Source organism: Paenibacillus sp. cl6col, from assembly GCF_900102125.1.
GTDB lineage: Bacteria > Bacillota > Bacilli > Paenibacillales > Paenibacillaceae > Paenibacillus_B > Paenibacillus_B suaedae.
This window is the reverse complement of the sequence record NZ_FNAZ01000003.1, coordinates 152,487-169,701: the sequence shown is the minus strand read 5'-3', so window position 1 is coordinate 169,701 and position 17,215 is coordinate 152,487. Positions and strand designations below refer to the sequence as shown.

Annotated in this window: 15 protein-coding genes, 2 riboswitches and 1 other annotated feature (1 of these 18 running past the window's edge); of the genes, 13 read left to right on the top strand and 2 right to left on the bottom strand. The window is 48.7% G+C overall.

The window, feature by feature from the left end:
* The first annotated feature begins 134 nt into the window (after positions 1–134).
* The 7 genes from BLS15_RS08730 to BLS15_RS08700 all read left to right on the top strand — a co-directional run bounded on the left by BLS15_RS08730 (position 135) and on the right by BLS15_RS08700 (position 9,090).
* On the top strand, positions 135–2,549 hold the full coding sequence (locus BLS15_RS08730) for a heavy metal translocating P-type ATPase (protein ID WP_090511227.1): 2,415 nt from the start codon (positions 135–137) through the stop codon (positions 2,547–2,549).
* 190 nt (positions 2,550–2,739) lie between these two features.
* On the top strand, positions 2,740–3,030 hold the full coding sequence (locus BLS15_RS08725) for a HesB/YadR/YfhF family protein (RefSeq protein ID WP_021256452.1): 291 nt from the start codon (positions 2,740–2,742) through the stop codon (positions 3,028–3,030).
* A gap of 211 nt (positions 3,031–3,241) precedes the next feature.
* Positions 3,242–3,433: riboswitch (cobalamin riboswitch) on the top strand.
* Between the two features lie 321 nt (positions 3,434–3,754).
* Positions 3,755–6,079 (top strand): 5-methyltetrahydropteroyltriglutamate--homocysteine S-methyltransferase, encoded by a 2,325-nt coding sequence (gene metE, locus BLS15_RS08720; RefSeq protein WP_090511550.1) that lies wholly within the window; start codon positions 3,755–3,757, stop codon positions 6,077–6,079.
* A 350-nt stretch (positions 6,080–6,429) separates the two neighbouring features.
* Positions 6,430–6,933 (top strand): DUF3939 domain-containing protein, encoded by a 504-nt coding sequence (locus tag BLS15_RS08715; RefSeq protein WP_021256450.1) that lies wholly within the window; start codon positions 6,430–6,432, stop codon positions 6,931–6,933.
* Between the two features lie 155 nt (positions 6,934–7,088).
* Positions 7,089–7,493, top strand: a complete 405-nt coding sequence (locus BLS15_RS08710; RefSeq protein ID WP_021256449.1) for a DnaJ family domain-containing protein — start codon at positions 7,089–7,091, stop codon at positions 7,491–7,493.
* 144 nt (positions 7,494–7,637) lie between these two features.
* Entirely contained in the window at positions 7,638–8,576 is a 939-nt protein-coding gene (glsA, locus tag BLS15_RS08705) for a glutaminase A (protein WP_021256448.1), read from the top strand.
* Positions 8,577–8,679: 103 nt separating this feature from the next.
* On the top strand, positions 8,680–9,090 hold the full coding sequence (locus BLS15_RS08700; RefSeq protein WP_021256447.1) for a YuzC family spore coat inner layer protein: 411 nt from the start codon (positions 8,680–8,682) through the stop codon (positions 9,088–9,090).
* Between the two features lie 82 nt (positions 9,091–9,172).
* Here the strand turns inward: BLS15_RS08700 and BLS15_RS08695 are convergent, their stop codons facing one another.
* Positions 9,173–9,811, bottom strand: coding sequence for a nitroreductase family protein (locus BLS15_RS08695; RefSeq protein ID WP_021256446.1), 639 nt, complete (start codon positions 9,809–9,811; stop codon positions 9,173–9,175).
* 366 nt (positions 9,812–10,177) lie between these two features.
* Here BLS15_RS08695 and BLS15_RS08690 point away from each other — a divergent pair, with 366 nt between their 5' ends.
* The 4 genes from BLS15_RS08690 to BLS15_RS08675 all read left to right on the top strand — a co-directional run bounded on the left by BLS15_RS08690 (position 10,178) and on the right by BLS15_RS08675 (position 14,223).
* Positions 10,178–11,038 carry a DUF72 domain-containing protein gene (locus tag BLS15_RS08690; protein ID WP_021256445.1) on the top strand — a complete coding sequence of 287 codons (861 nt, stop codon included), beginning with the start codon at positions 10,178–10,180 and terminating at the stop codon, positions 11,036–11,038.
* 72 nt (positions 11,039–11,110) lie between these two features.
* Positions 11,111–11,210, top strand: a riboswitch (purine riboswitch).
* Between the two features lie 274 nt (positions 11,211–11,484).
* A complete protein-coding gene (locus tag BLS15_RS08685) occupies positions 11,485–12,093 on the top strand; it encodes a xanthine phosphoribosyltransferase (RefSeq protein ID WP_021256444.1) in 609 nt (202 codons plus the stop codon).
* Positions 12,090–13,439, top strand: a complete 1,350-nt coding sequence (locus BLS15_RS08680; RefSeq protein WP_072728716.1) for a nucleobase:cation symporter-2 family protein — start codon at positions 12,090–12,092, stop codon at positions 13,437–13,439. Before BLS15_RS08685 ends, BLS15_RS08680 begins: the two co-directional genes overlap by 4 nt.
* Before the next feature lie 331 nt (positions 13,440–13,770).
* Positions 13,771–14,223 carry a DnaJ family domain-containing protein gene (locus BLS15_RS08675; protein WP_021256442.1) on the top strand — a complete coding sequence of 151 codons (453 nt, stop codon included), beginning with the start codon at positions 13,771–13,773 and terminating at the stop codon, positions 14,221–14,223.
* A 138-nt stretch (positions 14,224–14,361) separates the two neighbouring features.
* Here the strand turns inward: BLS15_RS08675 and BLS15_RS08670 are convergent, their stop codons facing one another.
* Positions 14,362–15,228, bottom strand: a complete 867-nt coding sequence (locus BLS15_RS08670) for a DegV family protein (protein ID WP_021256441.1) — start codon at positions 15,226–15,228, stop codon at positions 14,362–14,364.
* Positions 15,229–15,444: 216 nt separating this feature from the next.
* Here BLS15_RS08670 and BLS15_RS08665 point away from each other — a divergent pair, with 216 nt between their 5' ends.
* A complete protein-coding gene (locus tag BLS15_RS08665; protein WP_021256440.1) occupies positions 15,445–15,627 on the top strand; it encodes a hypothetical protein in 183 nt (60 codons plus the stop codon).
* 238 nt (positions 15,628–15,865) lie between these two features.
* Positions 15,866–16,801, top strand: a complete 936-nt coding sequence (locus tag BLS15_RS08660; RefSeq protein ID WP_021256439.1) for a DUF3895 domain-containing protein — start codon at positions 15,866–15,868, stop codon at positions 16,799–16,801.
* A gap of 175 nt (positions 16,802–16,976) precedes the next feature.
* Positions 16,977–17,215, top strand: a binding site (T-box leader) (it continues 7 nt past the right edge of the window).

Below are 17,215 nucleotides of genomic sequence, written 5' to 3'. Positions count from 1 at the left end.
TTAGGCGTCGATTCTCATATTATGCTGAATACGCTGATTGATTACTGCAAAGAACACTCCTTCAGAGGAGTTTTCTTTTGGAATCAGATATAGGGTATAGGGGTATGTTCGAGAAGGATAAGGAGGACATAACAATGGCAGAAAAGCAAGCAACGTTGCCGATTGAAGGAATGACCTGTGCCGCATGTGCAACACGAATTGAAAAAGGCTTGAATCGTATGGACGGCATCGCAGAAGCATCTGTCAATCTTGCTTCAGAACGAGCGGCCGTACAATATGACGGTGATGCAGTAACCTTGCAGCAAGTCGTTGATAAGATCGAGCATCTCGGATACAAGGTTCCGGTAGAAACGTTGGATTTGCAAATTGAAGGAATGACTTGTGCTGCTTGCTCCACTCGCATTGAGAAGGGGCTGAGCCGTATGCAGGGAGTGCAGACGGCAGCAGTCAATTTAGCAACGGAGACGGCGAAGGTCACCTTTATTGGATTGAAGCAAGAAGATATATTGAATAAGATCTCTCAGCTAGGTTATACGGGGAGGCTGAAGAAGGAAGAAGGCGAGAGTGAACAGGAATCGCCAACACAGCGGAATATGCGTCGATTGCGTAATACGTTCCTCGTCTCTGCCCTATTGTCCATTCCACTACTGTGGTCCATGGTGGGTCATTTTTCTTTCACCTCATGGATTTGGGTGCCGGAATGGTTCATGCACCCTTGGGTGCAAATGGTACTGGCAGCGCCGGTTCAATTTATTATAGGGGCACGTTTCTACGTTGGGGCATTTAAGGCACTCCGCAGTGGGAGCGCCAATATGGATGTGCTTGTCGCGCTCGGTACGACCTCAGCCTATGTGTACAGTGTGTACTTGGCGTGGCAATGGCAGATTGGCGAGCTTCACCATCCTGAGATGTATTTTGAGACGAGTGCTGTTCTCATTACGCTCATTCTTCTTGGTAAATGGCTGGAGGCTTCGGCTAAAGGACGGTCTTCTCAAGCGATCCGAGCTTTGATGGGGCTGCGTGCTAAAACGGCAACCGTTGTGCGCGACGGTGAACAAGTGGAAGTGCCTGTGGAAGATGTGGCAAGTGGGGATCTCGTACTTGTTCGCCCAGGTGAGAAAGTACCGGTAGACGGCATTGTAGTTAGCGGGACATCGACCGTGGATGAATCCATGCTTACCGGTGAAAGCGTCCCTGTTGAGAAGCAAGCCGGCGATAATGTATATGGGGCTACCGTGAATGCGCAGGGGGCATTTACGATGAAAGCGACCCAGGTCGGCTCCGAGACGGCGCTCTCGCAAATTATTAAAATCGTTGAGGAGGCGCAGGGCTCCAAGGCTCCGATTCAGCGGATCGCTGATAAAATATCAGGCATCTTCGTGCCGATAGTCGTTGGGATTGCGGTGCTTGTATTCTTAATTTGGTATTTCGCTGTTGAACCAGGCAACTTCGGTGTAGCCTTGTCTCGTACCATTGCCGTACTCGTAATCGCTTGCCCGTGTGCGCTCGGCTTGGCAACGCCAACGTCGATTATGGCGGGAACCGGACGTGCTGCGGAATATGGTGTACTATTCCGTGGCGGCGAGCATCTGGAAGGAGCCTATCGGGTGCAGACGGTTGTACTCGACAAGACAGGAACCGTAACAGAAGGGGCTCCTTCGCTTACAGATGTTGTACTGCATGATGGGAATGAAGACGAGAAGACAGAACTCTTGATCTTACTAGCATCAGCTGAGAAGCAATCCGAGCATCCATTGGCACAGGCGATTGTGAAGGGATTGTCGGAGCAAGGAATCAGCACGGTTGAACCGGATTCATTCCGAGCTGAACCTGGATATGGAATAGCGGCTGAGGTGAATGGGCATCAGATCATTGTCGGCACACGCAGATGGATGGAGAAGAACGGGGTAGCAAGCAGCGATGCGGAGGAAGCATTGCAAGACATGGAGCAGGCAGGCAAGACGGCAATGCTTATCGCGGTTGATGGAAGCTGGAAAGGCATAGTTGCCGTTGCCGATCAAGTGAAAGCTTCCTCGAAGAAGGCCATTGAGCGGTTGCATCAAATGGGGATACGCGTTGTCATGATGACGGGAGACAACACACGCACGGCCAGAGCAATCGCGTCACAAGTAGGGATTGATGATGTATTTGCAGAGGTGCTGCCTGAACAGAAGGCACAGCATGTGCGCGAGCTGCAGCAGAGAGGCAGTGTTGTGGCCATGGTAGGCGATGGAATTAATGATGCGCCAGCTCTGGCAGCAGCGGACATAGGGTTCGCGATCGGTACAGGTACGGATGTAGCAATGGAGACGGCAGGCGTAACCTTAATGCGTGGCGACTTGAACGGCATTGCGGATGCGATGGAGATGAGCCGCCGTACCATGCGCAACATTAAGCAGAACTTGTTCTGGGCACTCGTATACAATACGATAGGCATCCCGATTGCAGCAATTGGATTGCTTGCCCCATGGCTTGCAGGTGCGGCTATGGCCTTCAGCTCGGTATCCGTTGTACTGAATGCACTGCGGCTTCAACGCATCAAGCTGTAACCTGGCACAATTCCTTGGTAGAGATCGTGATGTTCCTAAACAGAAGGTAGCATATAATCATATCGCCGAACGTATTATGCGGTAATGATGATGCGGATCATTGACGAACTGTCAACTTTGGTGTTAACAAAAGTGGCGGCCACATGGTATGATCAAATCGGATGAAAGGTATGATTAAGGAGGTCTGAACATGCAATTACGCGTTACAGCGAAGGCAGTCGAGCGTTTTTTGGCTGATTGGGGATTTACAGCAGGAGACTCAGTACGCATATTCGTCCGCTACAGCGGATTCAGTGCTTCAGGACCTTATTCATTCGGCATCATGAAAGACAGTCCGCAATATCCAGCAGTGACGGAAGTTGTGAACGGCATTACGTTCTTTATGGAGCAAAATGATGTATGGTTCTTGGATAATCGTGAATTGACGCTAGATGAGAAAGGTGAAGATATTGTCTTTCTGCATGAAGGAATGGTCATCTAGCGCATCAAACCGTAATCATCAATAGGCGAGCCGAGAGGCTCGCCTATTGTATATGGATAGAAGCTTAGTGAAGCGGAGTTTAATGAACATAAGGTGACAGCTCGGTATTCTTTTATTTTGGGTAGAGATGAGAAAAAATCCTTGTCATTCGTTCTGGTTAGATATATAATCGTTCTCAATTGGGGGAAGCGTGACTGCGACTTTCAATGCAATTGAATAGGAGGAAACAGGTGCTTTGGGTAACGTCGAAGCTTAATAGGGAAGCCGGTTGGAAATCCGGCGCGGTCCCGCCACTGTGACAGTTGAGGTATTGCGAGAGAGCCACTGGTCGTAATCGATCGGGAAGGCTGCAAAGGCCAATGAAGCTGAAGCCAGGAGACCTGCCTGTTTTGACAACACTGTTCGTACCTACGGGAGATAGGGAAGTGTTCGTAAGCATGGATATCGGTTTTCGATTCCTCTTAGCATGAGGGTAGTCTGCTAATGAGACGGAAGGATCGATCTATTCCACTATGACTTCATGGACGTTTACGAGACATTTCTGTTGTTGGACAGGAATGTCTTTTTTGCATATTGTTTTGCAATGAAATTTCTGAAGTCTGAGTGATAAAGTCACATATGGTGGGGTAGAGCGCTCAACTGCAATCTTAATTCCGTGTTAAGCGATAGAAATTGTCCAATTATATCCCGTACGGCAAAATGACTCATGGAGAGGGGCAGTATGATGACAGTTCATTCAATCAAGACAAGCACAGCAGGTTACCCTCGGATCGGATACGACCGGGAATGGAAGAAGGCATTGGAGCAATATTGGGCTGGGAACAGTTCTGTTCAGCAGCTGGAAGAAGAATTGGCGCGCATCAATGATGTTCGGCTGAAGACGATGCAGGACGCTGGCATTGACCTGATTCCAGTAAATGATTACTCCTGGTATGATCATGTGCTTGATATGACGGCCACATTCGGATTGATTCCGTCACGGTTTGCATATGATGGTGGAGAAGTGAACGCAGATTTGCTGTTCGCCTTGGCTCGCGGTACACAGGATGCGGTAGCTTGCGAGATGACGAAGTGGTTTAATACGAACTATCACTACATTGTGCCGGAATGGGAAGGCAAGGCGCCGCAACTTACGGTCAATCGCCCGCTGCAAGCCTATCGCCAAGCGAAGCAGATTCATGGCATTGAAGGTAAGCCAGTCATCATCGGGCCATATACGTATGTCCGCTTTATTAAAGGGATTAAACCGGAAGAGCGCCTGAACGTTCTTCGCCAATTCGTAGGAGTATACGGACAGTTGCTTAGCGAGTTGGAGGGTGAAGGTGTGCAGGCTGTGCAATTGGATGAACCTGCATTCGTGCTGGAAATGCCAAGCGAGCATTGGGCTGCTGTGAAGGAAGTCTATGCCGAATTACGCAAGGCAGCACCAAGCTTATCATTATGGGTTCAGACCTACTTCGATGCGGTGTCCGACTACGAAGCGTTCGTGTCGCTTCCAGTGGATACGCTCGGATTAGACTTTGTTCATGATAGAGGGAGAAATGAAGCAGCGCTTCGTCAATTCGGATTCCCTGCGCAGAAGCAGCTTGCTGTCGGCATTATTGATGGCCGCAATATTTGGCGTACGGACTTGGCTGCAGCAGCAGCATGGCTCGAGTCTGTGGAAGAGATTGTACCGAAGGAACGCTGGATTATTCAGCCATCATGCAGCCTGCTTCATGTACCACTTACGGCGGAGCGGGAAACTGAGCTGTCAGCACCAGTGCGCGAGGCATTGGCGTTCGCGGATGAGAAGCTGGAGGAGACTGCCCTACTTGCTCGTCACTTCTCAAGCCCGAGTGAAGAGACGCGTGCAGCATTAGCAGAGAGCGGTGCTCGTGTTCAAGCATGGCGGACAGAACCGTCAAGACAGCGTCCGCAAGTCGTTCAAGCGTTGGAAGAACTGCTTCGTGCAGAGAAGGAAAAAGGAATTGAACGTCTTCCATTCGAGGAACGCAAGGAGCTTCAGCGCAAGCGCTGGCCATCGCTGCCGCTGCTGCCGACCACAACGATTGGCAGTATGCCGCAAACTGCGGATATCCGGCGCGCACGCCTTCGCTTCCGCAAGGGAGAATGGGATGCGAAGACGTATGAAACGTATTTGGAAGAGGAAATGACACGCTGGATTCGCATTCAGGAAGAGATCGGCATTGACGTGCTGGTACATGGTGAATTCGAACGCACGGACATGGTCGAATACTTCGGTGAGAAGCTGGACGGGTTCGCATTCACGAAGTTCGGCTGGGTTCAATCCTATGGTTCGCGCTGTGTAAAACCACCGGTTCTGTACGGAGATGTGGCGTTCACAGAGGCGATGACGGTGAAGGAAACGGCATTTGCACAGTCCCTGACGTCTCAGCCGGTTAAGGGGATGCTTACGGGGCCGGTTACGATCTTGAACTGGTCGTTCGTACGTGACGACATTCCTCGCGAGCAGGCGGCATTCCAGCTGGCGTACGCGCTTCGTCAAGAGATTGCAGCACTGGAGACTGCAGGTATTGGCATGATCCAGGTCGATGAGCCTGCGGTGAAGGAAGGTATGCCGCTTAAGGTGGAGGATGCTGTCTATTATACGGATTGGGCGGTGCTTGCTTTCCGGCTTGCAACATGCGGAGCAGCGCCTGAGACGCAAGTACACACGCATATGTGCTATTGCGACTTCTCCGACATGGTTGATACGATCCGCAAGATGGATGCGGACGTGATCTCGCTCGAAACGGCACGAAGTGGCGGCGATATGATTGCAACACTAGAGGAGCAGAGCTATGAGCTTGGCATTGGTCTGGGTGTATATGATATTCATAGCCCACGTGTGCCTGCTGTGGAAGAGATTGATCGGATTATCGAGCAAGCGCTTCGAGTGCTTCCGGTTGAGACGTTCTGGATTAACCCAGACTGTGGTCTGAAGACGCGCCGCGAACCGGAGACGGTAGCTGCACTGCGCAACATGGTAGAAGCAACAAAGCTCGCTCGCGCACGTCATGAAGCAGCAGTATCGACTGAAGCATAAGAACTGATCCTCGCTAGTTTTCATCGCGCGCACATAGACCTTCAATATTTCTTCATTAATCATAGGGAAAGGCCATCTCTCGCAGTCATCGCGACTGCCATGCAGAGATGGTCTTTTTTTATAACGTGAAACCTTCAAATTTAAAATACGTAATATATGGTAAATCGACATTTTTCTTTTCCTGCGCGTGAGTGAATGAGATGAACATTGGTTATTCATATGTTAAAGGAATACCGGAACAACCAAACATGTCGATTAATGAAAATTATGTTATAATAGAGATGTAAGCGGATACATGATTCCTGCTTCCATCTTCCTTATCATACGGAGGCAGAAAGGTGGGATCTGATATGCGTTGGTTCACACAATGGTTCAAACGGGATAAGAAAAACTCTAAGGCAGCTCTTGAAGCGGTGCATGTAACGTTAGAAGATGTCCGCAGAGCGGTGCTTCAATATGAGAAAGATATGCCAAAAGAGATTAAACGAACGACCCTGCTCCTAGGGGATCAAAGCATTGATTTGAAACGCCTGCGCCGTTATTTAGGTGGGGAATCGGATCAGAAGTTCTATATGTCCCATTATACGTACGAAATATTTGAAGAGAAAGACAAGCACATTCCGATATATCTAGATATGGTTCAGGCTGCGGTCGATGATTATTTGGATGAACATGATGATCTTCCCGTACTCACGGGAACACGCAACCGCCAAGTCCACTATGACCTGCTCATGCAGCGCCATTATTTAAAAGAGAAGCCGCCTATCTCTTTTTACTTAACGACAGAGCAATTTTTACTGACTCACGAAGAGGATTGGCATAAATCACAAGCAGCGATTCCAATTGATTTGTAATTGAACTGGCACGAATAACAAGAGCTTGCCCTCATTGGCTGAGGGTGAGTTCTTTTTGTTAATTTTCCAGTTAAAATTCTGGGGTGATTAGTGGTATCCTATTACAGGGTATGTCTACATACATTAGATGTAGTCGAATAGCGAGGTGTGCAATCATGGATATTATCGGATGGATGGCAGAGCAGAAGATTCAAGAGGCAATGAATGAAGGTGGATTCGATGAGCTGCCAGGCAAGGGGAAGCCTCTGGTGCTCAAAGACTTGTCGCATGTTCCTGAGGAATTGAGACCAGCTTATTTGATGATGCAGAATGCGGGCCTGTTGCCGGAAGAGCTGCATGTAGGACGCGAAGTCGTTCGCTTGGAACAGCTTCTCGCTGCCTGCACTCCCGAAGATGAACAGAAGATTGGTGACACACGCAGGCAGCTGAATGAACGGAAGCTGCGGCTGCAAATGATGATGGAGGAGCGGGGATGGGCTGTTGTACCTGCGTTTGCCCAGTATGAATCACAGATTGTGAACAAGGTTTCGCGTGTTACGGAGCCTCAGCGTGAGGACTAGAGTACAGGCTGGACAGCATAACATGCTGACGCATGTGAACCCGCTAACCAAGAAACGATAGATATAACCATATATATCTCATCAGCGAGATGCTGATATGTTTATCGCAATGTTGGTTGAAGGAAGGAAAGGTGTACATTACGTATGACGACCTATTGGCAGCAACTTAGAAGAGAGCTCCCTCATTGGGTAGAGGAGAGCCGGACAGTATCACAGGATGGAGAGGTCGCTTCATATATACCGGGGCTTGCAAATGCTCCGAAGGATGGGCTGTGCATATCCTTGTTCGGTATTCAAGGTGAACAGGTGCATGCAGGCGATTGCAAGTTCAAATTTACAATGCAAAGCATATCCAAGGTCTTCTCACTGCTCTTGGCCTTGCTCGATAGCGGCGAGGCAGTTGTATTTAATAAGGTAGGGATGGAGCCCACTGGTGATGATTTCAACTCGATCTTGAAGCTTGAGCTCGTTGACCCTGGGAAGCCGTTCAATCCCTTTATCAATGCAGGGGCGATTACTATCGCCTCGTTAATTGAGGGGGGAACGCCTGAGGAAAAATCAATGCGCATGCTTGAATTCATTCGAGAATTGGCGGATGACCCTTCCATCACGTGGAATGAGGAAGTATACCAATCCGAGAAGGATACGGCACATCGGAATCGTTCATTGGCTTATTTCTTGAAGGATAATGGTGTACTTGAAGCGGATGTAGAGGATACGCTGGAGGTGTATTTCCGCCAATGCGCAATTGAGGTAAATACCGACCATCTTGCGCGTATGGCTCTTGTATTGGCAAATGGCGGCTGCAATCCACAGACAGGACGCTGCTACATTCCGAAGCATTATGTGCAGATTGCGAATTCGTTCATGGTGACGTGCGGCATGTACAATGCCTCGGGAGAATTTGCGATTCACGTGGGCATCCCGGCCAAGAGCGGTGTGTCTGGCGGTATTCTTGCAGTCATTCCTGGCAAGATGGGAATCGGTGTCGTTGGGCCTTCCCTGAATAAGAAAGGCAATAGTGTAGCAGGGGTACATCTGCTTGGCGCTTTGTCCGAACGATACGATTGGAGCATTTTTTAGCACGCCGCTAAGCCGCAATGAAGAACACGAAATGTGCTCCTCTTACATAGGCTGACATAGTACCTTCTTCGTACGGACTACTTAGAAACGAGGGATGTGTGAGATGTCGTCTAATGAACCAGGGATTACGTGTCGGGTAGGATCATTGCAATCCATCATACGAGTGCCTTCTGTCCGACCGGTATTGGGTAAGCGGGATCGCATTCCAGAAACTTATCCGCCTATGGATTCGAGCATATTTGTAACCTCAGCAGCCAGTACCTATTCCCTAGCGGAGCAGGCGGTACGTGTGCTTGATCGACTGAGGAGCTCGCATTCTCTGGCGACTGCCGTTATGGACGCAGCGCAGCGGGGCAACAAGGCTGAGGTGATACGGCTTATACGCGAGATCGGGGTACAGTCGAGGCTGGATGTAAAATTTACGCCAGATGGTATCCAAATCATTTTCAACACGGATCCTGCGGCAGGACGATGCTGCGAGCTGGAAGTGAAGATGCGCTGGAATCCGAGCTAATCCTAAGCAACAGAGAAAAGCGCCACATCCATGGGATGGGCGCTTTTGTATTTCATTGTGCTCAAAAAATAAGGATCATATCTTATTGATTCGCTGGGAATGATTCATGGAACACCGTACGCTCCAATGGCAAGCGGCTTGTTGCATGCGCAGGTGCAGCTGCTTTGCCAAGTGTAATAAGCATCACCGGCACATAGCGGGACGGGATGTTGAATTCCGTAACGAACTGCTCCTTGCTAAAGCCGCCCATTGAGCAAGTGTCCCAGCCTTTAGCTTTGGCGGCAAGCATCAATTGCATGGCAGCAAGTGAACTGTTGAGGATCGCTGCTTCGGTGCCAACCTGCTCGGAAGATGCATAGGCGCGGTTAATGTTGCCTACCAGTGTATCATGCACTTGCTGCGAGATGTTGCCTGCTTGCAGCTGCTCGCCATACAATTCTGACGCCATCAAGTTCGCTTGTGTGTCGCCAAGCACGGCAATGACAGCCGAGCAGTCAACAACCTGCTGCTGATTGTAGGCGATGGGCAGAAGCTTCTGCTTCGTATCTTCCTGTTGGAAGACGAGGAAGCGCCAATGCTGCAAGTTCCAAGCAGATGGTGCGGATCCGGCAAGCTCCAAGATCTCGTTCAATTCGGAAGAGGCAATTGGTGTATGTGGAACATATTTACGAACAGAGTGGCGCGACAGCATAGTTTCGCTAGCATTCATTGATGTAGTCATCGTATTTGGTCATCCTTTCAAGGCGATATTCGCATCTAGGGTATAATATTCTATTTCTAGCTTTTGCTAACAAATATATAGTAGCATAATTATCGTTATTGAAGCAACGATTCAACGATCAAGATGTTGAATGCGGAGAGCGCTTATCTCACTTATAGCGTGTACATTTATTATCTTGTTATGAGTATATTTTTCAGAAAAAGGTTGTTTTGGCACGAAGGGGCGTAATGTACATAAGTTGCAGAACTGAAATTGATATGTATCATGATGAGTAAGGAAATATTGTCCGATGGTTCGACGTTTATGAAGAAGACATGAGTATGGCGTGTACATAAGAGCAAATACAAGGTGTGGAAGGAGTCGGGGATGGAGCATCATCAGATTGAAGTTGGACTAGCGGGCTGGGGGGATCAGGATGCGCTGTATGGGCCGGGGACAAGAGCTGCTGAGAAGCTAAGTGAATATGCACGGCATTTTTCAATCGTGGAATTGGACAGTTCTTTCTATGCTATTCCTTCTCCTGAGCGAATGCTGGGTTGGTGCGAACAGACACCTGAGCACTTCGGATTTATCGTTAAGGCGTATCAGGGGATGACAGGGCATTCTCGCGGGAAGCATCCTTATACGAGTACGAAGGAGATGTTTCACGTGTTCCGTCAATCCGTCGAGGCGCTTCAAGAAGCGGGCAAGCTTAGAACAGTGCTGTTTCAGTATCCTCCCTGGTTCCATTGCGACCGCAGAAATGTAGACATCTTACGGCGTACGCGGGAATGGATGGAGGGCTTGCCTGTTGCTCTTGAATTCAGACATCAGAGCTGGTTTGTGGAACCAGTGCGTGAGCGGACGCTTGCATTTATGCGCGAGGAAGGCTGGATTCATAGTATTTGCGATGAACCACAGGCAGGTGAAGGAAGTGTGCCAACGGTACTTGTATCGACACAGGCAGAGGCTACCATGATTCGGATGCACGGCCGCAATGAATCTGGCTGGAATGCAAGCGGTCAGCCGAATTGGCGAGATGTTCGTTATTTGTACCGTTATGATGAGCAAGAGCTTACAGAGTGGAAGGGACATATCCAATCTCTCTTGATGAATACGAACCGCTGCTGGATGATCTTTAACAATAATTCGGGAGGCGATGCAGCGCACAATGGGAAGCAGTTCAAGCGTATGCTTGGACTGGAAGATCCGCCGCTCCCAGCTGAGCAGCTGACATTATTTGATTAAGAAGATAGGAACAGTTATTTTCAGAAATTGTTACTTCCTTTCAGTAAAAAAATGAGGTATACTTACCGCTACAATCATAAAGCAGCGTCTTCTCGTATAGGTGCAGGAATTGGCCTGCATGTTTCTACCCAATCACCGGAATGATTGGACTACGGGGAACCAGCGTGCCGCACATTATGTCGTGGATTTGGGTGAATACGTCCGTATTCCGTAATACTGCAGCGCGGCCGTTTCTTTCAGTGATTCTGCTGGGAAACGAGGTTCACAGTCGATAGCTTGCATGTTTGTTAGGCTGACGATTCGAATCGTACAAGCACTAACCAGCATTCAGGTTTCGTACAACCCGATTCCAATCACCTTCCTGCAGCGGAGGGGATTGGAATCGGGTTGTTGTCGTATTAGAGAAGAGAGACGTTCAACTGTATACGTCGAAAGGGGAACTGGACATGAAACAGCTTCAGGATAAGATTACTCAAGAGGGATTAGTGCTCGGCAACAATGTATTGAAGGTGGACTCGTTCCTTAATCATCAGATGGATCCAGCGCTTATGCAAGCGATTGGTCAAGAATTCGTGCGTCGTTATGCAGGTGAACGTATTACGAAGGTACTTACCATTGAATCTTCCGGAATCGCCCCAGGTTTGATGACAGCACTGGAGTTGAATGTACCGCTCATCTTCGCTCGCAAGCAGAAGTCATTGACACTGCGCGAAGACATTATTGTAGAGAAGGTATACTCCTTCACGAAGCAAGAGACGAATGAGGTAACGGTGTCGAAGCGCTTCTTGTCCGCTGATGATCGTGTACTGATCATTGATGATTTCCTTGCAAATGGTGAAGCGGCTTCTGGCCTGGCTCGTATTGTGGAGCAGGTAGGAGCAAGTGTAGCTGGTTTTGGAATCGTTATTGAGAAGTCGTTCCAACCAGGACGCCAAATGCTGCTCGATGCAGGATACCGTGTTGAATCCTTGGCTCGCATTGCTTCTCTGTCAAATGAGGGCGTAACATTCGTGGATGAAACTGCGGAAACGACATCGGAAGCGGTGCAGCAATGAGCCGAGTCGATAACCGTATTTTTGTAAAAAATCGGCATCCGCTGCAAACCTTCTCGCTCGGCTTGCAGCATGTGCTCGCTATGTATGCCGGAGCGGTTATCGTTCCGCTCATCGTGGGCGGCAATTTAGGATTCAATCAAGAGCAAATTACGTACTTGGTTGCCATTGATTTATTTATGTGCGGGATCGCCACGCTGCTGCAAGTATTTGCGAATCGGTGGTTCGGCATTGGGATGCCTGTCGTGTTAGGCTGTGCGTTCCAAGCCGTCACGCCAATGATCGCAATCGGGAAGGATTTTGGCATTTCGTATATTTACGGAGCCATCATTGCAATGGGCATATTCGTCATCTTGTTCGGGGGCTTATTCGGCAAGTTAATTCGTCTATTTCCGCCTGTCGTAACGGGCTCTGTAGTAACGATTATCGGTGTAACGCTAATTCCTGTTGCATTCACGGATTTAGGAGGAGGCCAAGGCAATCCGGACTTCGGTAGTCCAACGAACTTGCTGCTTGGCTTCGGTGTACTCATATTTATCGTTATTATGAACAAGCTATCCGCTGGATTTATCCGTGCGGTATCAATCTTATTAGGGCTTGTCATTGGCACAACGATCGCAGCTCTCATGGGTCAGGTTGATTTCACTCCCGTAGCGGAGGCTTCCTGGTTCCATGCAGTACAGCCATTTTATTTCGGCGTTCCGAAATTTAATATGACGGCTATCCTGACTATGATTATTGTAGCAATGGTCGGCATTGCTGAATCTACAGGCGTGTTCATGGCTCTAGGCAAAATTATAGACCGCGACGTGGATTCGAAGGATCTGGCACGTGGTTATCGGGCAGAGGGTCTAGCCATAACGATTGGCGGTATCTTCAATGCTTTTCCATATACAACGTATTCGCAAAATGTCGGGCTTATCCAAATGAGCCGTGTGAAAACACGTGATGTGATCGTGGTAGCGGGCGGATTGCTGATGCTGCTTGGACTTGTACCGAAAATTGCTGCATTAACGACGTTGATTCCGAGTTCAGTGCTCGGCGGCGCCATGGTTGCCATGTTCGGTATGGTTGTGTCGAGCGGTCTGCGGATGCTCGGCTCTCAAGTAGATATGAATCGTCATGAGAATCTGCTCATTATTGCCTGCTCGGTAGGGATGGGACTTGGTGTAACGGTAGTGCCTCAATTGTTCGCGAGCCTGCCGTCAACGGTTCGAATCTTAACGGATAACGGAATCGTAGCAGGAACTTTTACCGCGCTGGTTATGAACCTGCTCTTCAACGGTACGAAGCAGCAATCTGATGGAACGCAGAGCGAGGAAGAAACTGAACATTCTGTAGCTTCTTAGGCTCTGAACAAGCTAGTCTGACAATAACCAATAGTGACGGCCCATTGGATGAATTCCAATGGGTTTTTTGCTATGCGGTATGTGTGCTCAATCATCGCCACAAGGCTCGAGCCTTTGGTTTCATGCAGGTCATTAACAATGATATTCAATAAAGCAATTCATAAAGCTATGTAATTAAGACATGCAATTAAGCTATTCATCACAAGCATTTTACATAAGCCACTCAAACCGTACTCGCACGAAATTGTCACATTTAAAGGGTGGTGCATACTAGACAAAATTGTGAAGGGGATTGGATAATTATGTTATTCATGTGATTGGGGGGATCGCAATGGGTTGGTTCCGAAAGGAAAGTAAGCAGTCAGCAGAAGTTAAGCCGATCAAATCGGAAATCGTAGAGGACGCACCGCAAACGATAGCAACTGAACGAATGATGAGCAATTGGTTGGATGATGTCTTTACCCAATATGAGAAGAAGGGCGGATTGGATGATTTGCCTGGCAAGGGCAAGCCGCTAGAGGTGCGAGGCGGAGACCCGTTGAACGGGGTGCTGCACAACGCGAATGTTGTCCCTTCCTGGCTTGCGCTTCAGCATGAGATTAGAGATGAACTGCAGCGTATTGTGAAGCTGAGCAAGGATCAGCCCCAAGCCGACGTATCGGCTGCGATGTCCGATGTGAATCAGAAAATCGTGAAATATAACGCGAGCGTGCCATCTACATTATTCCAGAAGTCCAAGGTAACATTAGATACGATAGAGGATCAATTGGCGAAATGGATGTAACAATAGTCCAGAAGCTGACATAAGAAGCAGATGCCCGCACGATTCGGTTAGCGCCGATTGTGCGGGCATCTTATTGTTCAAGGAGCGAGTAAATTCGTCTCCTGCATCTTCAATTCCAAGGCAGCCATGCTGAAACCTTTATACGGAATAGGATTTATTCGGGAAGAAGAGCGCTAATGTTCCTGGGCCTGAATGAGCGCCAACTGCGCAGCCAATGGAACTAATCAGGAAGTTCGTCATCCCGAAGCGTTCAGTAATCATCGACTTCAACTGCTCCATCGCTTCTGCGTCATCACCATGGGCGATGCCGATAACCTGCTGCTTATCATCGAGATTCGCTCGCTCCTCCATCAGTTCGACAAGACGCTGAATGGATTTCTTTCTGCCTCTTACTTTATCGACGGGAATGAGTTTTCCATCCTCAACATGAAGCACGGGCTTAATATTGAGCAGTCCGCCAATGATGGCTGATGACTTGCTGACACGTCCGCCGCGATACAAATATTGCAGGTCATCGACCGTGAACACATGCTCCATTTGCCGGGCAAGGGATTGTGTGCGTGTAATAATCTCTTCCCTAGGCAATCCCTCACGCGCCCAGAGCGCAGCCTGTCTAACAACAAGGCCAAACCCGAGTGAAGCGCATTTGGAATCGATAATACTGCAAGTGAAGGACGGGAAGTCATCTTGTACCATATCATGCATAATGCGGGAAGAGGCATACGTTCCTGACAGTTCCGACGAGAACGCAATATAGATAGCTTCCTCGTTCGCTTCGGCAATCGATTGGAAGGTTGTCTGCAGTACCTCCATCGAGAGTTGAGAAGTCTTATATACATTGCCTTCGCGCATGCCATCGAGCATGGCTTTCGGCGTAATTGTTACTCCGTCCTCATATTGTTCATTGTCTATAGTAACGATTAGCGGCATGACCGTAATCCCCAACTCGTCAATGACGGATTGAGGGAGGTCAACAGCGCTGTCGGTAAGAATGCGAATTGCCATTATCATTCTCCTTTTCTTCTTTCATGTTCATACCGAAGTACTTATCTCCATCATACCATGAGTTGAAGCGAAAGCGGTGAAGGAATGTGTTTATCAAGTGTTGTGAGTTAGTGGGATTTGATGGAAATGATGAAGCTAAATCATACAGTCATATTTCCCCTCCTTCATACATAAGGGTAGGAGAACGAATGAATTGACAGGAAATGAGGGGATAGAATGGCGAAGAACAAACGCGGTAAATCATTATGGAATCTGCCTTCACGTGGCCGAGGTACATGTCCGGTCTGCGCCAGCACTCGCATTAAGCTGCTGTATAATCGGACAAGAGGGAATGGCGTACAGATTAAGGTATGCAAGAAATGCTTTCAAGCGCCGCAGGAACGAATTGATGCTTCATAATGGCAAGTCCAGATCCGATCGTAAAATGCCATTGATGAAGAATAAGTATTCTTCTTTTAGCTTCTCTTCCTAGAGATCGCCGTTCTTATCGATGTGCCTACCATAGGTTGCCGCCCAGCGAGGGAGTGATTGACTGCCTGCGCTAGGGCGGCTTTTTCATGTGAGGCATGCCTTCACTTCCATGCTCTACTTCCTGTACAATAGACAGTAATGGAGCAAAGCGCGAGGAGGAGAAGATATGATATTAACTATCCAGGAACGGGATGAGATGTTATCTCAGCTCAATGATAACCAACGTGAGTTCCTGAATCACTATCTCGTTCGCTCTCGCCGCACGGCGTTCGCCAATGCGATGGCGAAGGAGAAGGGGCATCATGTTCCAGAACATGCGGCACCAGAGGACATCGAGGCGCTGTTAGATGATTGGATTTATACGGGGTATAAAGATGCGGGGACGATAAGTCCAGAGCTGCGATGCGAATGCGGCCGTTCTCTTCGATATCAGCATGAGGTAAAAAACCGGAAAACAGGCGAGATCAAAAAATTCGGCATTGAGCACTTGAAGGAGCACTTAGGGATTGATGCTGCAATCGTGGCGACGATTAAGAAGGGATTCGAGGCCATTGATTATGAGCTTGATGAGATCCTGTTGAAGATAGCCAACGATTGGCAACCTGCACCAGATGCCTATTCTGTGGCAGATTTGCCTGAACAGCTACAACGGCAATTGTCGCTTGGACTGCCCTTGTTGGACAAGCAGATCAATATGCTGCGACGCAAGCCGGTGGTGAGGAATGCTTCACCTTCGCCTAAGACAAGCGAGCCTAGCGCAGCTCCTGAACCTGCACCTGCTCCTGCACCGATTCTAGTGGAGTTCGACTTATGGTCGTGGACGGAGCCCGAGCCTGCTGCTGTGGTTCAAGAAGTTAGTAATGCTGGGAATGGGCTTACTGCTGCTGAACGGGCGGCCGTGAAGCAATATGTGGAGACCGGTGTTGGCAGTGCAAGAGTGATCAGTGAATTGTTAATACGTGATCATGGAACGCCAGATCGCCGCTATATAACAGGCAAGCCTCTAATCTATCCAGATGTATGCCAATTTATTGAGCAATCTTATCTAGATATTGCGGTCGAATTGAATGGAACTGAGGATCGCAAGTATACAATGCGGTAATCGATGCTGGCCGGATAGTAGTAGAATGAGACTCGAATTTGATGTGAATCATTACTGGTCATGACGTTATGTACTCGAATGGCGGCAGAGTAAGAAATATTTTTCTGAAATAATGCATGTGATAGGTTGATTTTTCCTAATTGTTCTGGATATAATGTGTAAAATGAAAATCGACGCAACAACGTTGAACGGGAGAGTACTCTGCACAATCCGTGCTGCAGCGAATCGGGATGGTGGAAGCCGATACGGAATGAAGAGGAAGCGGACCCGGGAGTTGGCTCTGTGAACTGCCTTATATATGGGAACGTAGGGGAGCCCGGCGACAGCCGTTATTTATTGAGTGGACTCTTTTCGGAGCAACAAGCTTCCGGATAGGGTCAAGTAGAGTGGTACCACGGGGATTCAAGCCTCCGT